Raw genomic sequence first — 15831 nt, forward strand, 5'->3', positions numbered from 1 at the left:
TTCTACGTCAGTCCGCGCGTGGTCGCCTTACGAGTACGAGGATAGTGCGCAATTGCAGTCTCCGAAATGATCGCGACGATGTCGCACGGCGCTTGGAAGGCGTCAAGCGCGAGCCGTGGCGCGCCAGGGCGTGATCATCGACGTCAGCATCTGCATCGCCAGCCCCGGGTTGCGGCGCAGGATGCGCAGCGCGCTGGGCACGAAGCCTCGGCCGAACGGGACATAGATCCGTGCGGCGACGCCGGCCTCGGACGCGACGCTGAGCAGGCCATCGGTCTGCAGGCCGTGGATCAGCTCCAGTTCGCAGGGCGTGCCGGCTTGCTGCACCCGTGAAATCGCCTCAGCGGAAAGCGCCGCGTCGTGGCTGGCGATGGCGACGTGGGCTTGCGCGCCGGCCACGCCCTGCGCCAGCTCCAGGAAACCCTGGCGCATGTCCCGCGCAGCATCGTCCGGGTCCGGCCACTCGCCCTTGACGATCCGCACGCCGACGCCGCGCTCCAGCAGATGCTTCGCGTCGGCGAGGCTGCGCGACCACCGCCCGGGCGTGGTTACGCTGATCAGATGGGGCGGCAGCTCATGGGCAAGGTCGCTCGCGAAGGCCAGCGTCAGGTCGGCGACCTGGATCCCATGGGAATCGCAGTGCAGTCGCACCCCCGCATCGCGCGCGGCGCGCGCCAGTTCGCGGGCGACGGCGGAGTCGAAGCGCAGCGCCGGCGGCTTGATCGACACATAGCCGTTCCCGCCCGCCTCGCCGATACGGGCGATGGCCTGGCGGTAGACATAGGCGACCTGTTCGGGCGCGTAGGCGGGCGTGTCCCAGAAGCCGAGGGTGTTGGCCAGGCCGCGCCCGCCCAGCGCTTGGGCCACAGCCAGCGCTTCGTCCAGCGTCTCGCCGCCCACATGATCGGGCGCGAGGCGCTTCATCGCCGGCAGCAACAGGCCGCTGGCCGTGTCGGCTAGGCCGGCCTTAAGCGCGCGCAGGCCGGATCGGGGCGCAGATGGCGGAGCGGTGTCATACAGGCGGGCCGCGTTCTGCCCATCGGGCGCGCTGGTCGGGTCCATTCTGGCACGCTCCTCGTCGGTTCGCCGCTTGAGCGAGACGGAGAAGCAATTCCGGAACCGGTCAGACGCCCGAAGGCGCAGCCCCGTAGAACTTCAGCTTGAACGGGCCCCACCAAAGCACCTTGCCGAGGCCGCGAGCGGCGCGGTCGAGGGTGTCGGCGGCGTCCGACGCACGCAGGATCGCCTTCACTGCGGCGAGCATGCCGAACGCGAGCGCCTGGCACACGCCCACCGCCATCCAGTAGGCGATCCCGGGAACGTCCGGCGGCGTCTTCGCCGCGCAAGCCGCCGACGGCCCCTGCCCATAGGCGAAGGCGCGCGCCAGGGTGTAGCGCAGGGTGAGCCGCGACGGCGCGGGGTCCTCCCACACCCAGGCCTCCGGCGCCCAGGCGAAGCGCGCGCCGGCGACCTGCATGGCCGCGAACATCAAGGTGTCCTCGCCGCCGGTCTGGTTGTGGGTCGCGTCGAACGGCTGGTCGCCGCCCGGCAGCGACGCGCGGCGCAAGAGACTGTCGCCGCAGCCGTAGTAGTGGGCGATCAGCCCAGCCTCCGCGGGACCGATGCGTGAGAAGAACGCCTCCAGATAGGCGCGGTGGCGCGTGACGCCGGGCGGAAGGCGGCCGCGCACCGGACCAAACACCGCGTCGGCGTCGAACCCTACCTGGGCCTCAGCAAGCGCGGCCAACCAGCCTGCCGGCGCTTCCTCGTCGTCGTCGAGGAAGGCGATCAACGGCGCGCGCGCGAGGCCCAGCGCGGCGTTGCGGGCGTTGGCGACCCCGGCGCGCGGCTCGTGCAGGTAGATCACCGGGAACGGCGCCTCGGCGGCCAGCGCCTCGACCTGCGCCTGCGCCGAGGGCCGGACGTCGTTGTCGACCACCACCAGCTCCAACGCGCCGGCTTCGAAGCCGGTCTGGGCGAGGGCGGAGCGCATGGCCACGGCCAAACCGCCCGGCCGGCGCTGGGTGGGGATGACGATGCTGATCCGCGGTTCGCTCATGCCTGATCAGAACCATCCTTGCACGATCGCCCGCAGCGGGTTCGCCGGGTCGAGCAGCAGCTTGGCGGTCATCGCCAGCGAAATCACCACCAGCAGCGGGCGGATCAACGAATGGCCCCAGCGCATGGCGGCGTGCGAGCCCAGGTAGCCGCCGATGAACTGTCCCGCCGCCATCGCCGCCCCGACCACCCACAGCACGTGGCCTCCGCCGGCCAACACCACCATGGCGACGATATTGCTGGTCAGGTTCAGCGCCTTGGTGTGGGCGGTGGCGCGGGTCAGGCCCATCCCCATCAGGGTTACCAGGCTGAGCGCGAAGAACGAGCCTGTGCCGGGGCCAAAGAAGCCGTCGTAGAAGCCAATGGCGGCGGCCACAGAAGCGTAGGCGAGCGGCGTCAGGCGCGCGTGGGAGTCGGCGTCGCTGACTTTGGGGCCGAACAGGAAATACAGCGCGATCGCCACCAGCAACACCGGCAGCACCACCATCAACCATCGGGTGTCGGCGACGCTGAGGACGGCCGCTCCCAGCAACGCGCCGGCGGCCGTCGCCAGGATCGGGATCTTCAACGCATTGAAATCGATGCGACCGGCTCGCCAGAAATTCCACACAGCCGAGGCCGTGCCGACGCTGGACTGCACCTTGTTGGTGGCCAGCGCCGCCACCGGGTTGATCCCCGCGGCCAGCAGCGCCGGGACGGTGATCAGCCCGCCGCCGCCGGCGATGGCGTCGATGAAGCCGGCCGCCGTCGCAGCCAAGGCCAAAAGTGCGATGATCTCTGGGGCCAGATGGGTCATCGGTCGAAGGCCTGGTCACGGAGCTGCGCCCACTGCTCTTCAGGCTGGGTGGCGGTGAGCCTGGGCCAGTCCCCCGTCTGGTTGCGGAACCAGGTGAGCTGGCGCTTGGCGTAGTGGCGCGTCGCCTGTTTGGCGCGGGTCGTGGCGTCTTCGAGCGAGACCGTCCCGGCCAGATACGCAGCCAGGTCGCGAACGCCCAGAGCGCCCATGGCTGGCAGCGCGGGGTCCAAGTTGCGAGACGCCAAAGCGCGCACCTCTTCGAGCGCGCCGGCCGCCAACATAGAGTCGAAGCGTGCGTCGCAACGGGCGTAGAGCGCCTCGCGCGGCGGGTCGAGCACCACCCCGCGCCAGGAGCCGGAGGCGAGGACGGGCTGTGTGTCGGCCTGCCAGTCGCTGATCGAGCGGCCTGTCGAGCGGGCCACCTCCAAGGCGCGGACCAGCCGCTGCCGATCGCCCGGCGCGATGCGCATCTGCGCCTGGGGATCCAGCGTGCGCAGATCGTCGCGCACCGCGTCCTCGCCGCTCGTGTCGTAGCGCGCCTCGGCGGCCAGCCGCGCCGCGCCGGGAACCACCGGGATCTCGGCCAGGCCGTCGGTTAGCGCGCGGAAGTAGAGGCCCGTCCCCCCGACCACGACGGCAGGTTTGTCGCGCGCGGCGAGCTCGTCCAGCACCTGCGTCGCGGCGCGCAGCCAGCGACCCGTCGACCAGGCCTCGGCGGCGTCGGCGATCCCGAACAGGTGGTGAGGCGCCTGGGCCTCCTCGGCGGCGTCGGGGCGCGCGCTCAGCACGCGCAGATCGGCGTAGAGCTGCATGGAATCGGCGTTGAGGATCTCGGCCCCGGTCTCGCGCGCCAGCGCCAGGGCGAGCGCCGACTTGCCGCTTGCGGTGGGGCCGGCGATGAGCCAGATGCGGGGCTCCATGCAGCTCGCCCTAACCCTCGTCAGCCCCGACCCGGACGCCGGCGCCGCCGCCGTGTCCATCCTGCCCGCAGCGCTCGCAGGCGCCGGAGCGCGCGTCAAGGAGCCCCGCGCATTGGGCCCCGGGGCCATCGACCTGTTGATCGAGGGCGAGGACATCGCCGCGGTCCGCGCCGCCGCCGAAACCGCCCTGATCGGACGCCCGGTCGACATCTGCGTGCAGCCCTGGGACGGGCGGCGCAAGCGGCTGCTGATCGCCGACATGGATTCCACCATCATCGGCTGCGAATGCCTCGACGAGCTCGCCGATTTCGCCGGCGTCAAGGCCGAGGTCTCAGCGATCACCGAGCGGGCGATGCGCGGCGAACTGGCGTTCGAGGGCGCGTTGCGCGAGCGGGTGGCGATGCTCAAGGGCCTGCCGCTTGGCGCGCTTCAACAGGCCTACGACGAGCGGGTGCGGCTGAACCCAGGCGCGCGGACGCTGGTTCGGACCATGGGGACGGGCGGCGCGCGCTGCGTGCTGGTCTCCGGCGGCTTCTCCTTCTTCACCGGACGGGTCGCAAAGGCGGCCGGCTTCCATGCCGATCGCGCCAATACGCTGGGCGAGGGGGCAGGCGCCCTGGACGGCACGGTGGGTGAGCCGATCCTCGGTCGTGAAGCCAAGCTCTCGGCCCTGCAGTACGAGGCCGCGGGGGTCGACGCACCGCTCTCGGCGACCCTGGCGATCGGCGACGGGGCCAACGACCTGGCGATGATCGAGGCGGCTGGCCTGGGCGTCGCCTATCGCGCCAAGCCGATCGTCGCGGCGCAGGCCGACGCCAAGGTGGACCATGCCGACCTGACCGCTCTGCTCTATTTCCAGGGCTATCGCGCCGCCGAATTCGTCACGGACTGAGGCGATGAGCCTGCCGCGTCCCGTCCGCGCCGTGGTGTTCGACATGGACGGCCTGCTGGTCGACAGCGAAACCCTGGTGTTCGCAGCGCTGCAGGGCGCCGCGGCCGGCATCGACGGCGAGCTGCCGTTCGAGACCTTCCAGCGCATGGTCGGTTTGCCGCAGGCGGCAAGCGACCTGATCCTGCTCGAGCACTTCGGGTCGTCGTTCTCGCTGGAGGGCTTTCGTGACGAGGTCCGCGAGCGCATGCACGAGGCGCTTGTGGCTGGAGCCTGTCTGAAGGCCGGCGTGGTCGAGCTGCTGGATCACCTGGACCAGATCGGCCTGCCGTGCGCCATCGCTACCTCGTCGAGCCTGGAGTCGGTGGGGCGGACGCTTGGACCGAGCGGCCTCGTCCCACGCTTCCGGGCGCTGATAACCCGCGACGTGATCATCCACGGAAAACCGCACCCGGAGCCATTCCTGCGCGCCGCTGAGGCCCTGGACGTCGATCCGGCCGACTGCCTGGCGCTGGAGGACTCGCACAACGGGGTGCGCGCCGCCCACGCCGCCGGGATGATGACCATCATGGTGCCGGACCTGCTGGATCCGACCGAAGAGATGCAGGCCCTCTGCGTGCGCATCGCGGCCGACCTGCACGAGGTCGAGGCGCTGCTGCGCGACGGTGCGAGCGTTTGAGCGAGGGGGCATGCCCCCTCCGTCTTTCGCCTGCGGCGAAATCCACCTCCCCCGCTTCGCAAGGGAGGAGCTTGCACACTTCGCTCCTCCCCGTGCAACGGGGGAGGCGGCGCGCCCCGCTTGGGGCGTGACGGAGGGGGCGTTACGTCAGCCCGACGCCCCATACGGCCGGGTGATCACTTCCAACACGTGGCCGTCGGGGTCGAGGAAGTAGACGCCGCGACCGCCGTCATTGCGGTTGATCTCACCCGAACGCGTGCGGGCAGGGTCGGCCCAGTACTCCAGGCCGCGCGCCTCGATGCGCGCGAAGACGCCGTCGAACTCGGCCTCGCTGGTCAGGAAGGCGTAGTGCTGGACGGTGACGGCCTCGTCTTGCTGGTAGAAGTCGAGCGACACGCTGTTGTCCATCTCCACCACCATGAAATGGTAGAACGCCACCGGATCCGGCCGGCCCAGCATCTGGGCCAGGAACGCCGACGACCGGTGCTTGTCGCTGCACCAGACGATGGTGTGGTTCAACTGCACGCTCATGACGACCGCTCCGTGATGCGGAGGCAGGATAGGTCGATCTGAGGCGTTCCTCCAACCTGTCGAATCCGGCTCTCGCCGGGAGGGGCGGGCGCCTACTTGGCGCCGGGCCCGCGGTCGAAGTAGCGGAAGAAGGCGCTGTCGGGGGAGAGCACCATCGTCGTGTCCCCCTGGCCGAGAGAAGCCTCATAGGCCTGCATCGAGCGGTAGAAGCTTGCGAAGCTCGGGTCCTTGCCGAAGCTGTCGGCGAAGATCCTCGTCCGCTGGCTGTCGCCTTCGCCTCGGGTGCTTTCGGCGACTTCGGTGGCGGTGGCCAAGGTGATCGCCACTTCCTTGTCGGCCGAGGCGATGATCTCGCGCTTCTGCTGCTCGCCGACCGCACGGATCTGCGCGGCTTCCTGCTGACGCGAGGTCTGCATGCGGCGGTAGACGGCGGCCTGGTTGGCGGCGGGCAGGTCGGCGCGCTTGATGCGCACGTCGATGACGCTGATCCCCAGGCGCGAGGAGGCGGCGCGCCGGCTGACGTCGATGCGGGTCTGGCGGACCAGCTCGGCGCGGCGCCCGGAGATGATCTCGTTGGAGGTCGCCGAACCCAGGGTCTGGCGCAACGCCGAATTCAGCAGTCGCTCGATGCGGTCGGCCGCGGTGCGGTCGTCGCGCAGGGTACGATAGTACTGCAGCGGGTCGTTGATGCGGTAGCGGATGAAGGCGTCGACCACCAGGCGCTCCTGGTCGGCGGCGATGATCTCTTCCTGATCGGCTTCCAGCGACAGGTTGCGGCGGTCCAACTTCTTCACGTTCTCCATGAACGGGACCTTGGCGTGCAGGCCCGCCTGCTGGCGGCCGGGCTGGTTGATCACCCGCACGGGCTCGCCGAAGCGGAGCACGAGAGCCTGCTCACGCTGTTCGACGACGAACAGGGTGTTGGCGAGCACGATCACCACGAGGATGGCCAGGATCGCCCAGCCGGTGAGGCGGCGGTTCATGGGCTTACTCCGGTGTCGACTGGCGCAGCCGGAACGGGGACCGGAATCGGGGCCGCCTGCGGCGTCGGTCCAGGCGCGGCCGGATCGAGCGAGCGTGACGGCGCGGTCTGGGCGCGCGCGCGGAAGACGTCGGGCGGCAGAATGATCGGCGCGGACGCGCCCTTGCCGTCGACGATGACCTTGTTGGACCGGGCGAGCACCCTCTGCATGGTCTCCAGATACAAGCGTTCGCGGGTCACGGCTGGGGCGCGGCGATATTCCACCAGGATCTGGTTGAAGCGCGCAGAGTCGCCCAGCGCCTCGCGCACCGCCTGTTCGCGGTAGCCTTGCGCCGACTGGGTGATGCGCGAGGCGTCGCCCTTGGCTTCATTGATCACCCGGTTGCGATAGGTGTTGGCTTCGTTGATCGCCGACTCGGCGTCCTGTCCGGCGTTGGCGACTTCACGGAACGCGGCGACCACTTCCTGCGGCGGGTTGGCGCTGCGGATCTGCACTTCGACGACGTTCACGCCGGCGCTCCAGCCGTCGAGCGTGCGCTGCATCAGTTCGGCGGCCTGCAGCTGGACCTGGCCGCGGCCGCGGGTCAGCACCTGCTGCAGAGGCGTCTTGCCGATCACCTCGCGCATCGAACTCTCGGCCACGGCCTTCACCGCGTCTTCGGGCGAGCGCAGGGTGAACAGGTATTTGGACGCGTCGGACACGCGCCAGGTGACGCTGAAGTCCAGGTCGATGATGTTCTCGTCCCCGGTCAGCATCAGGCTTTCTTCGGGGATGTCCGCGCCGGCCGAGCCGCCGACGTCGATGCGGTTCAGGCTGGTCACCGCGACCTTCTCGACCCGTTCCAGCGGCGCGGGCAGGTGGTAGCGCAGACCCGGCGTCTCGGAGCGCGAATAGGACCCGAAGGTGGTGACCACGCCTTCTTCGTTGGGCTGGATCACATAGATGCCGGAGGCGGCCCAGAGCGCGAATGCGACGCCGGCGATGGCGACCACCGCGCCGGGACGAACACCGCCGCCGCCGGGACCGCCGAACAGGCCGCGAAGCCGCCGCTGCAGGCGCTCCAGCGCCGCGGTCAGGTCGGAGCCTTCAGGGCGGCGTGGACCGCGTCCTGGCCCTTGCGGGCGTCGGGACTGATTGCGGCGATCACCGTCGTCCCCCTGCGGGGGCGAGCCCCAGGGGCCGGGATTGGCATTGTCGTTCCAGGGCATAAGCCGTCGCGTCTCGTTCGTATGTCCCGCGCGGCTGCGTCGTCGGCCCGGAGGGGCTTGTAAACCGGCGCTGTCGCCCGGATATGAGACCCCTTGATGGTCAAAGCAAGACATAGCCGCGCATGAATACCTCGCAGGGTCCCGATCGCGCTGAAGTGCTGGCCGCGCTGGACGGCGTGCGCGACCCGCGATCTGGATTGGGGTTGTCCGCCGCGGGCCTCGTGCGAGGCCTCGTGCTGTCGCCCGGCCGCGCGGCCTTCATGCTGGAGGTCCCTGCCGCCGACGCCGAACTCTACGCGCCGGTGCGCGAGGCCGCCGAACGCGCCCTGGCCGGAGCGCCTGGCGTCGACAGGGCCCAGGTGGTGCTGACCAGCGAAGCCCCGGCGCCAGCCCCGCCGGCGCCAGGCGTGACCCGGGTTCGCAAGGGGGCGCGGGTCTCGCAAGATCCCCAGGCCGCTGCGCCGCCGCCTCCCGACGTCGAACGCCCGGCCTACGTGCGCCGGGTGATCGCGGTCGCCAGCGGCAAGGGCGGGGTGGGCAAGTCGACCATCGCGGTCAACCTGGCCGCGGCGTTTGCTCAGATGGGCCTGGCTGTCGGCCTGCTGGACGCCGACGTCTACGGCCCCTCGGCCCCGCGCATGCTGGGCGTCGAAGGCGAGCCGGCGTTCGGGCCCGACAAGAAGCTGCACCCGCTGCAGGCGTGGGGCATGAAGGTCATGTCCATCGGCTTCCTGGTCGACGAGGGCGCGCCGATGATCTGGCGTGGGCCGATGGCCTCGTCCGCCGTGCGGCAGATGACCCACGACGTCGCCTGGGGGAGCGAGGACGCGCCGCTGGACGTGCTGGTGGTCGACATGCCGCCGGGCACCGGCGACATTCAGCTGACGCTGGTGCAGAAATTGAAGCTGGACGGGGTGGTCGTTGTCTCGACCCCTCAGGAGATCGCGCTGATCGACGCGCGCCGGGCGGCTGCGATGTTCGCCAAGACCGCGACGCCGATCCTGGGCGTCATCCAGAACATGGCCTACTTCGCCGATCCGGCTGGCGGCGCCCCGATCTACATCTTCGGCGAAGGCGGGGCGAAGACCGAGGCCGAGCGACTGGGCGTGCCGTTCCTGGGCGAGATCCCGCTGGAGACGGCGCTGCGCGCCGCCTGCGACGCCGGACGGCCGTTCATCCTGGACTTCCCCGACAGCCCCGCCGCCAAGGCCTTCGCCGAGATCGCCCGCAAGCTGGCGTGAGCTCCGAGTCCGTCTCCCGCAAGGGAGAAGGACGCGACGACCTCAGCCCGCCTGGACCTTGCGCAGGAACTTCATGGTCTGCTCGCCGCCGGCCGTATAGGCCTGGTGGCCGGTCGGATCGGAGATGCGTTCCCAGTTGTCGCGGACTTCCTCGGCCGACAGGCCGTTTTCACCCAGATAGACGCCCTCGGTTTCGTACATCCGGGCGAGCGCAAAGACGCCGGCGCCGGCGGCGAGAATAGCGCCGGTCGGGGCCTCGTCGGACGCCAGGTAAATCACGCCGGCGGTGACGTACTCGGGCTTCAACTTGTCCTGCATCTCGGGCGGCAGCAGATTCTCGGTCATCCGCGTGGCGGCGACCGGGGAGATGGCGTTGACGTGGATGTTGTTCTTCCCGCCTTCGAGCTTCAGCGTGCCCATCAGACCGATCAGGCCCAACTTGGCCGCGCCGTAGTTCGACTGGCCGAAGTTGCCGTAGAGCCCCGTCGACGAGGTGGTGACGACGATGCGGCCGTAGTTCTGGGCGCGCATGATCTCCCACACGGCGTGGGCGCACTTCACCGTGCCCATCAGGTGGACGTCGACCACCAGCTCGAAGTCGGACACCTCCATCTTGGCGAAGCTGCGGTCGCGCAGGATGCCGGCGTTGGCGATCAGGATGTCGATCCGGCCCCACTGGTCCATCGTCTGGCGCACCAGGCCGGCGACGCCCGCGTCGTCGGTGACCGAGGCGCCGTTGGCGATCGCCTGGCCGCCGGCCGCGATGATCTCTTCGACCACCTGACGAGCGGCGTCGGACGAGCCGCCAGAGCCGTCGATCGACGCCCCCAGGTCATTGACCACCACCTTGGCCCCGCGCCGGGCCAGCTCCAGGGCGTGGGAGCGACCAAGGCCGCCGCCTGCACCCGTGACGATCGCCACCTTGTCGTCGAAGCGGACCTCCGCCATGCGAGCCTCCCTGATCGGCTGTTTGTGGGCGGCTTGTGGCGCTCGTTGACGCACGCGTCAAGCGCGCCGCGGCCTTGCGCCGCAAGCCGGCTTGGTGGTCAAACAGTCCCGCGCGGCGCGTCCGCGCAACCCTGACGCAGGGGTAGTAAGGAGCCGTCCGCATGAAACTCTACGACGCATCCGGTGCGCCAAATCCACGCCGCGTCCGCTGGTTCCTGGCCGAGAAGGGCGTCAGCGACCTGGCGATCGCGCCGGTGAACATCATGATCGGCGAGCACAAACAGCCTGGCTACGTCGCCAAGGCCGGCTTCGCCCACGCCCCGGCGCTGGAGATCGACGACGAGGTGACGATCACCGAATCCGTAGCGATCTGCCGCTATCTCGAGTCGATCTACCCAGAACCCAACATGTTCGGACGCACGCCGAAGGAGACGGCGGTGATCGAGATGTGGACTCGGCGCGCCGAGCATCTGGTCGCGGTGCCGTTGATGCTGGGGGTACGCCACACCCATCCGGCGCTGGCGGTGCTTGAAAAGCCAAATCCCGCGGTCGCCGAATACAACACCCAGTACGGGCTGGACGCGTTGAAGGTGTTCGACGCGCAGTTGAGCGGCCGCGAATGGCTGGCCGCCGACCGGCTGACCATCGCCGACATCGTCGCCTTTGTCGGCCTGGACTTCGCCCGCCTGATCAAGCTGCGGCCGCCGGCGGAGCTGGTCGAGCTGAACCGCTGGGCCCAGGCCATGCGCGATCGGCCGGCGGCCAAGGCATCCCAGTGAGGGGTGCGGTCGTCCTGCTCGCCGCTCTGCTGGCCGGCGCGCCGGCGCTGGCCCAGACCCTGACCGTCGTCGGCCTCGACGGGCGCGAGACCATCCTCGACGCAGGCCAGATCGCCGCCATGCCCCGCGGTCAGGTGACGATCAGGGAGAACGACAAGTCCAAGGCCTATGAGGGCACGCTGATCGGCCCGGTGCTACGCGCCGCCGGCGTGCCGCTCGGCCCTCGCCTGCACGGCGACCCGCTGAAGGCCTATGCGGTGGTCACCGGCCGTGACGGCTTTGCAGCGGTCTATGCGCTGGCCGAGTTCGACAAGGACTTCCAGGACGACACTGTCATCCTGGCCGACCGTCTGGACGGAACGAAGCTGGATGAGAAGCGCGGTCCTTGGCGGCTGGTCTCGTCCGGCGATCGCAAGGGTTGGCGCAGCGTCTACGCGGCCCAGCGCATCGAACTTCACGCCGCCGCTCCAGCCCGCGCGATCTCGCCGCGCGCCATGTTGAACTCAAGGCTCGGCGAGGACAGCCGGTCGCTGATGGTCTCACGTGGCGAGAAGGTGGTGTTCAGGTTGCTCGAGGGCGGGCGGCTGGAGCTGGTCTCGACGCAGCCGGCGAGCGAGGCCGACGCCCTGCCGCCGAAGCCGGGCGGCGCGTCCGCGGCGGACCCCGTCGCCGGGACGGTGACGGCGATCCTCGGCGGCGACGCCAAGGCCTCCATCTTGAAACTCGACAGTGGCCTGTCGCACGCCTTCGACTATCGCGTCGCCACCACCGGCGGCCAGACGTCGATCAAGGCCTGCACGGTGCTGCCGTTGCTGGCGAGCTACGACAGCGGACCGGCGGGACTCGCCGCGGTGACGCTGAGCGAATTGAAATCCAAAAAGGACAATCTCGTGGTCTGCGAAGGGGCGGGGCGGTGAGCGAAGCGATCGAGACCGCGATGCTGGAACTCATCGGCAAACTCGCCCCCGGCAAGTCGGTGTCGCCGGAGGAGGTGGCGCGCGCCGCTGATCCTGAGAACTGGCGTCGCCGGCTGGGCCATGTGCGGGCCGTCGCCCGGGGCCTCGCCCGCCAAGGTCGCATCGAGATCACCCGGCACGGCAAGACCGCCGATCCGGAGCAGTTCAAGGGCGTTTACCGTCTGCGCGCGCCGCAGCCGGTAGACGCCGCGCAGGCGCAAGGAGACGGCTCATGATCCTCTACGGCTCATCCATATCGCCCTATGTCCGCAAGACTCTTGCGTTCGCCGCCGAGAAGGGGATCGCGCTGGACCTGCAGCCGGCCGGCATGGGCCGCGGACCCGCGGAATTCATGGAGGCCAGCCCGTTCGGGAAGATGCCGGGGTTCCGGGACGGCGACTTCATGATCTCAGACTCGACCGCCATCATCACCTACCTGGATGCGATCCAGCCGGAGCCGAACCTGCTGCCGCTGGAAGCGCGCGCCCGGGCCCGCACGGTCTGGTACGAGGAGTTCGCCGACACCATCCTGATTGCGGCGGGCGCCAAGATGTTCTTCAACCGCCTGGTCGCGCCGCGCTTCATGGGCCGGCCGGGCGACGAGGCCGCCGCCCTGGCGGCCGAGACGGACGAGCTGCCGCCGATCCTCGACTATCTGGAACGCGCCCTGCCGGCGTCGGGCTTTCTGGTGGAAGACCGCCTGACCCTGGCCGACATCTCGGTGGCGAGCCCGTTCGTCAACCTGGCCCACATCGGGTGGACCCCGGATCCGCAGCGCTGGCCGAAGATCGTCGCCTATACCCAGGCGATCCTGGCCCGGCCGTCGTTCGCCCGCTGGGTCGACGCCGAGACCAAGTTCCTCGCCGCTTGAGACGACTCGCAGTCGGCGCGCGCGCGCCTATCTGCAGGCGATGAGCCTCGACGCCGTCCTGTCCGAGATCCGCGCCTGCCGCGCCTGCGCGCGCGAATTTGCGCATGAGCCGAGGCCTGTGGTCCGCGTGTCACCGCAGACCCGCCTGCTGATCTGCGGCCAGGCTCCTGGGCGAAGGGTGCACGAAAGCGGCCTGCCGTTCGACGATCCGTCGGGCGACCGCCTGCGCGGCTGGATGGGGATCGACCGCGAGACGTTCTACGGGCATCCAGCGATCGGGGTCGCGGCGATGGCGTTCTGCTATCCCGGCACCGCGGCGCGCGGCGGCGACCATCCGCCGCCCGAGCGGTGCGCGACGACTTGGCGTCCGCGTCTGCTGGCGCAGCTTCCGAACGTCGAGCTGACCCTGCTGGTCGGCGGCTACGCCCAGGCGTGGGCGCTCGGCGCGCCCGGCGCCGGCGGGATGACTGCGACCGTGGCCGATTGGCGCGCGTTCGGGCCAGCGGTGCTGCCCACCCCGCATCCGTCGTGGCGAAACACCGGCTGGTTGAAGCGAAATCCGTGGTTCGAGGGCGAGGTCACGCCCTACCTTCGCCGCAGGGTCCGGGAGATCCTGGAGCGATGATGAGATTCGCCGCGATCCTGCTGGCATCGCTCAGCCTGGCGGCCTGCGCGCCGATGATGGTGCAGCAGCCGTTCAGCGCCGTCGCCGGCTTCAACGGGCCGAGGATGGGGGAGGACGACTTCGTCAGTTTCGACGGCGCGCGGCTTGGCCTGACCACCTGGGCGGCGGCGGAAGAGCCGTGGGCGGTGGTCATCGGCCTGCACGGCATGAACGACTACGCCAACGCCTTCCACATGGCCGCGCCGTGGTGGGCGGCCCAGGGGGTGACCACCTACGCCTATGACCAACGGGGTTTCGGCCGCTCGCCGCAGCGGGGCGTCTGGGCGGGCGATCTGATGGAGGAGGACTTGCGCACGATCGTCGCGCTGGCCCGCGCGCGCCATCCCCATGCGGTGTTGGCGGTGGTCGGCGAGAGCATGGGGGGCGGGGTGGCTATCGAGACCTTCGCCTCCGAAAGGCCGCCTGCCGCCGATCGGCTGATCCTTTTGGCGCCGGCGGTGTGGGGCTGGTCCAGCCAGCCGCTACCGAACAAGACCATGCTGTGGTTCGCCGCGCGGTTCACCGGATCGAAGGTCTACAGTCCGCCTGACTGGCTGGCCGAGCGGGTGCATCCCACCGACAACCGCGAGGAACTGATCGCCATGGGCCGCGACCCATTGATGCTGTGGGGCGCGCGCTCGGACACGCTTTATGGACTTGTCAGCATGATGCAACGAGCCTCCGACCTGGCGGGCCAGGATCGCACACCGACTCTGTACCTCTACGGTGCGCACGACGAGATCATCCCCAAACGGGCGACGACGCGGGCGGTCAGCCACCTGCGCCCCGACGACCGCACCATCTACTATCCGAAGGGCTGGCACCTGTTGATGCGCGACAGGCAGGGACCGGTGGTGTGGGCGGACATCATGGCCTTCATCCGAGATCCCAAGGCGGCCTCGCCATCAGGCCTTGGGCCTATTCCGGGGGCTCCGGAGGCGAGGCCGGCGCGCGCGTTGAACGCGGGGTTGTGAAGCCTATCCGCGCGGCGTACAGGCCAACGCTTCCAACCTCGCAGCAGCGCGCAGCCCTTCCCCATGACCCTGTTCGACAATCCCGCCTTCGAAGGCCACGAAGGCGTCCACAGCTTCTACGACGAGCCCACGGGGCTGAAGTGCATCATCGCTGTGCATTCGACGGCGCGCGGGCCGGCCGGCGGCGGCTGTCGCATGTGGCCCTATCCGAGCGCGGAGGCGGCGCTGACTGACGCTCTGCGGCTGTCGCGGGCGATGTCCTACAAGAACGCCATGGCCGACATTGACCTGGGCGGCGGCAAGTCGGTGATCATCGGCGATTCACGCACCCAGAAGACGCCGGCGCTGTTCGAGGCTTTCGGCCGCTGCGTCGAGGCGCTTGGCGGGCGTTACTGGGGTGCGGAGGACGTCGGCGTGTCGCCTCAGGACCTGGCGCATGCACGCACCCAGAGCCGCTATATCGTCGGCCTCGACGGTCACCCGGCGGCTTCCGGCGATCCCAGTCCGGTGACCGCGGACGGCGTGTTCCGCGGGCTCCGCCTGTGCGTGCAACGCGCGCTGGGCCGCGACCTCGACGGGATCACGGTGGCGATCCAGGGGGTCGGCAACGTCGGCCGCCACCTGGCCGACCGGCTGCATGCCGCCGGCGCGAAGCTGGTGGTCACCGACGTCAACGAAGCCGCGGTCGCCGACGTCGTCGCGCGAACCGGGGCTAAGGCCGTGGCGCCTGGCGCGATCTTTGACGCCGAGGCCGAGGTGTTCGCTCCCTGCGCGCTGGGCGGCGCGATCACCGCCGAAACCCTTCCCAGGCTGAGCGCCAAGGTAATCGCCGGCGGCGCAAACAACCAGCTCGCCGACGCGGACGTGGGGCGCGCCGTGTTCGCCCGCGGCATGATCTACGCACCCGACTACGTGCTGAATGGCGGCGGCATCATCAATGTGGCGGGCGAGATCCGTGCGTTGGAGGCCGGCGGCCTGTTCGACCCCTCATGGGTCGAGGCCAAGATCACCCAGATGACTGCGACCCTGGCCGAGGTGCTCGACCGATCGGCCGCTGAAGGCCGTCCCACCAACGAGGTCGCCGACCAGATCGCCCGCGCGCGCCTGGCGGCGGCCAACGCGGCGCGCAAGGCGGCTGCCTAGGCGTCGCGAGGCGCTGCTTGTCGCGGCGTCAGTGGCCGGGTCTTGGAGAGAACGACCGTCGCTCGACGCCAGGGGCGGCGCCGAAATTCGCGGGCAGCGGATCGGGCTTGCGGCCATGCTTGGGACTGGCGGCCGTCTTCATGAACACAGAGTCGGCCGGCCGAGGTTGCTGTTCGAGGCCCTTGAGCATC

The 15831-nt window shown here is 69.9% G+C and carries 18 protein-coding genes; 10 read left to right on the forward strand and 8 right to left on the reverse strand.

The features are described 5' to 3' along the window. Positions 1 to 102 precede the first annotated feature (102 nt). From Q8R27_RS05725 to miaA, 4 genes are all read right to left on the reverse strand, one after another. Positions 103 to 1062, reverse strand: a complete 960-nt coding sequence (locus tag Q8R27_RS05725; RefSeq protein WP_305698102.1) for a hypothetical protein — start codon at positions 1060 to 1062, stop codon at positions 103 to 105. A gap of 61 nt (positions 1063 to 1123) precedes the next feature. Continuing rightward, positions 1124 to 2059: a glycosyltransferase family 2 protein gene (locus tag Q8R27_RS05730; protein ID WP_305698103.1), complete on the reverse strand. Its 936-nt coding sequence runs from the start codon at positions 2057 to 2059 to the stop codon at positions 1124 to 1126. Between the two features lie 6 nt (positions 2060 to 2065). Next, positions 2066 to 2854, reverse strand: a complete 789-nt coding sequence (locus Q8R27_RS05735) for a TSUP family transporter (RefSeq protein WP_305698104.1) — start codon at positions 2852 to 2854, stop codon at positions 2066 to 2068. After that, positions 2851 to 3774 carry a tRNA (adenosine(37)-N6)-dimethylallyltransferase MiaA gene (gene miaA / locus Q8R27_RS05740; protein ID WP_305698105.1) on the reverse strand — a complete coding sequence of 308 codons (924 nt, stop codon included), beginning with the start codon at positions 3772 to 3774 and terminating at the stop codon, positions 2851 to 2853. Before miaA ends, Q8R27_RS05735 begins: the two co-directional genes overlap by 4 nt. On the opposite strand from miaA, the gene serB reads away from it, so the two are divergent. Both serB and Q8R27_RS05750 read left to right on the forward strand, forming a co-directional pair. Then, positions 3752 to 4666: a phosphoserine phosphatase SerB gene (gene serB / locus Q8R27_RS05745; RefSeq protein WP_305698106.1), complete on the forward strand. Its 915-nt coding sequence runs from the start codon at positions 3752 to 3754 to the stop codon at positions 4664 to 4666. The genes miaA and serB overlap by 23 nt on opposite strands. 4 nt (positions 4667 to 4670) lie before the next feature. Continuing rightward, complete coding sequence (locus tag Q8R27_RS05750) at positions 4671 to 5342, forward strand: HAD family phosphatase (protein WP_305698107.1); 672 nt, start codon at positions 4671 to 4673, stop codon at positions 5340 to 5342. Between the two features lie 147 nt (positions 5343 to 5489). On the opposite strand, the gene Q8R27_RS05755 is transcribed toward Q8R27_RS05750, so the two are convergent. From Q8R27_RS05755 to hflK, 3 genes are all read right to left on the reverse strand, one after another. Further along, positions 5490 to 5873, reverse strand: coding sequence for a VOC family protein (locus tag Q8R27_RS05755; RefSeq protein WP_305698108.1), 384 nt, complete (start codon positions 5871 to 5873; stop codon positions 5490 to 5492). Between the two features lie 92 nt (positions 5874 to 5965). Then, a complete protein-coding gene (gene hflC, locus Q8R27_RS05760) occupies positions 5966 to 6856 on the reverse strand; it encodes a protease modulator HflC (protein ID WP_305597569.1) in 891 nt (296 codons plus the stop codon). Then, positions 6853 to 8064: an FtsH protease activity modulator HflK gene (gene hflK / locus Q8R27_RS05765; protein WP_305698109.1), complete on the reverse strand. Its 1212-nt coding sequence runs from the start codon at positions 8062 to 8064 to the stop codon at positions 6853 to 6855. Before hflK ends, hflC begins: the two co-directional genes overlap by 4 nt. Before the next feature lie 122 nt (positions 8065 to 8186). Between hflK and Q8R27_RS05770 the strand changes: the two genes are divergently transcribed. Then, a complete protein-coding gene (locus tag Q8R27_RS05770) occupies positions 8187 to 9305 on the forward strand; it encodes an Mrp/NBP35 family ATP-binding protein (RefSeq protein ID WP_305698110.1) in 1119 nt (372 codons plus the stop codon). A 42-nt stretch (positions 9306 to 9347) separates the two neighbouring features. Here the strand turns inward: Q8R27_RS05770 and Q8R27_RS05775 are convergent, their stop codons facing one another. After that, positions 9348 to 10253 carry an SDR family NAD(P)-dependent oxidoreductase gene (locus tag Q8R27_RS05775; protein ID WP_305698111.1) on the reverse strand — a complete coding sequence of 302 codons (906 nt, stop codon included), beginning with the start codon at positions 10251 to 10253 and terminating at the stop codon, positions 9348 to 9350. A gap of 161 nt (positions 10254 to 10414) precedes the next feature. Between Q8R27_RS05775 and Q8R27_RS05780 the strand changes: the two genes are divergently transcribed. The 7 genes from Q8R27_RS05780 (at position 10415) to Q8R27_RS05810 (ending at position 15640) form a co-directional block, all read left to right on the forward strand. Further along, positions 10415 to 11032, forward strand: a complete 618-nt coding sequence (locus Q8R27_RS05780; RefSeq protein ID WP_305698112.1) for a glutathione S-transferase family protein — start codon at positions 10415 to 10417, stop codon at positions 11030 to 11032. After that, the gene (locus Q8R27_RS05785) at positions 11029 to 11949 is read left to right on the forward strand and encodes a hypothetical protein (RefSeq protein WP_305698113.1); all 921 of its coding nucleotides are present in this window, start codon (positions 11029 to 11031) and stop codon (positions 11947 to 11949) included. The genes Q8R27_RS05780 and Q8R27_RS05785 overlap by 4 nt, the downstream gene beginning before the upstream one ends. After that, positions 11946 to 12224 (forward strand): DUF3253 domain-containing protein, encoded by a 279-nt coding sequence (locus Q8R27_RS05790; protein WP_305698114.1) that lies wholly within the window; start codon positions 11946 to 11948, stop codon positions 12222 to 12224. Before Q8R27_RS05785 ends, Q8R27_RS05790 begins: the two co-directional genes overlap by 4 nt. After that, positions 12221 to 12859 (forward strand): glutathione S-transferase family protein, encoded by a 639-nt coding sequence (locus tag Q8R27_RS05795; protein ID WP_305698115.1) that lies wholly within the window; start codon positions 12221 to 12223, stop codon positions 12857 to 12859. Before Q8R27_RS05790 ends, Q8R27_RS05795 begins: the two co-directional genes overlap by 4 nt. A gap of 40 nt (positions 12860 to 12899) precedes the next feature. Continuing rightward, on the forward strand, positions 12900 to 13484 hold the full coding sequence (locus tag Q8R27_RS05800) for a uracil-DNA glycosylase family protein (protein WP_305698116.1): 585 nt from the start codon (positions 12900 to 12902) through the stop codon (positions 13482 to 13484). Further along, positions 13484 to 14497, forward strand: a complete 1014-nt coding sequence (locus Q8R27_RS05805; RefSeq protein ID WP_305698117.1) for an alpha/beta fold hydrolase — start codon at positions 13484 to 13486, stop codon at positions 14495 to 14497. Before Q8R27_RS05800 ends, Q8R27_RS05805 begins: the two co-directional genes overlap by 1 nt. Positions 14498 to 14560: 63 nt before the next feature. Further along, positions 14561 to 15640, forward strand: a complete 1080-nt coding sequence (locus tag Q8R27_RS05810; RefSeq protein WP_305698118.1) for a Glu/Leu/Phe/Val dehydrogenase dimerization domain-containing protein — start codon at positions 14561 to 14563, stop codon at positions 15638 to 15640. Positions 15641 to 15831: the final 191 nt, after the last annotated feature.

Origin of the sequence: Phenylobacterium sp., assembly GCF_030697305.1 — a bacterium.
Classification (GTDB): Bacteria; Pseudomonadota; Alphaproteobacteria; order Caulobacterales; family Caulobacteraceae; genus Phenylobacterium.

What these genes read in the sequence shown, in the direction of transcription:
- Q8R27_RS05735 (WP_305698104.1), bottom strand. Translation starts at nt 2,854, where the DNA reads ATGACCCATCTGGCCCCAGAGATCATCGCACTTTTGGCCTTGGCTGCG.
- hflC (WP_305597569.1), bottom strand. Translation starts at nt 6,856, where the DNA reads ATGAACCGCCGCCTCACCGGCTGGGCGATCCTGGCCATCCTCGTGGTG.
- Q8R27_RS05780 (WP_305698112.1), top strand. Translation starts at nt 10,415, where the DNA reads ATGAAACTCTACGACGCATCCGGTGCGCCAAATCCACGCCGCGTCCGC.
- hflK (WP_305698109.1), bottom strand. Translation starts at nt 8,064, where the DNA reads ATGCCCTGGAACGACAATGCCAATCCCGGCCCCTGGGGCTCGCCCCCG.
- Q8R27_RS05810 (WP_305698118.1), top strand. Translation starts at nt 14,561, where the DNA reads ATGACCCTGTTCGACAATCCCGCCTTCGAAGGCCACGAAGGCGTCCAC.
- Q8R27_RS05800 (WP_305698116.1), top strand. Translation starts at nt 12,900, where the DNA reads ATGAGCCTCGACGCCGTCCTGTCCGAGATCCGCGCCTGCCGCGCCTGC.
- Q8R27_RS05775 (WP_305698111.1), bottom strand. Translation starts at nt 10,253, where the DNA reads ATGGCGGAGGTCCGCTTCGACGACAAGGTGGCGATCGTCACGGGTGCA.
- Q8R27_RS05795 (WP_305698115.1), top strand. Translation starts at nt 12,221, where the DNA reads ATGATCCTCTACGGCTCATCCATATCGCCCTATGTCCGCAAGACTCTT.
- Q8R27_RS05805 (WP_305698117.1), top strand. Translation starts at nt 13,484, where the DNA reads ATGAGATTCGCCGCGATCCTGCTGGCATCGCTCAGCCTGGCGGCCTGC.
- Q8R27_RS05755 (WP_305698108.1), bottom strand. Translation starts at nt 5,873, where the DNA reads ATGAGCGTGCAGTTGAACCACACCATCGTCTGGTGCAGCGACAAGCAC.
- miaA (WP_305698105.1), bottom strand. Translation starts at nt 3,774, where the DNA reads ATGGAGCCCCGCATCTGGCTCATCGCCGGCCCCACCGCAAGCGGCAAG.
- Q8R27_RS05730 (WP_305698103.1), bottom strand. Translation starts at nt 2,059, where the DNA reads ATGAGCGAACCGCGGATCAGCATCGTCATCCCCACCCAGCGCCGGCCG.
- serB (WP_305698106.1), top strand. Translation starts at nt 3,752, where the DNA reads ATGAGCCAGATGCGGGGCTCCATGCAGCTCGCCCTAACCCTCGTCAGC.
- Q8R27_RS05750 (WP_305698107.1), top strand. Translation starts at nt 4,671, where the DNA reads ATGAGCCTGCCGCGTCCCGTCCGCGCCGTGGTGTTCGACATGGACGGC.
- Q8R27_RS05770 (WP_305698110.1), top strand. Translation starts at nt 8,187, where the DNA reads ATGAATACCTCGCAGGGTCCCGATCGCGCTGAAGTGCTGGCCGCGCTG.
- Q8R27_RS05725 (WP_305698102.1), bottom strand. Translation starts at nt 1,062, where the DNA reads ATGGACCCGACCAGCGCGCCCGATGGGCAGAACGCGGCCCGCCTGTAT.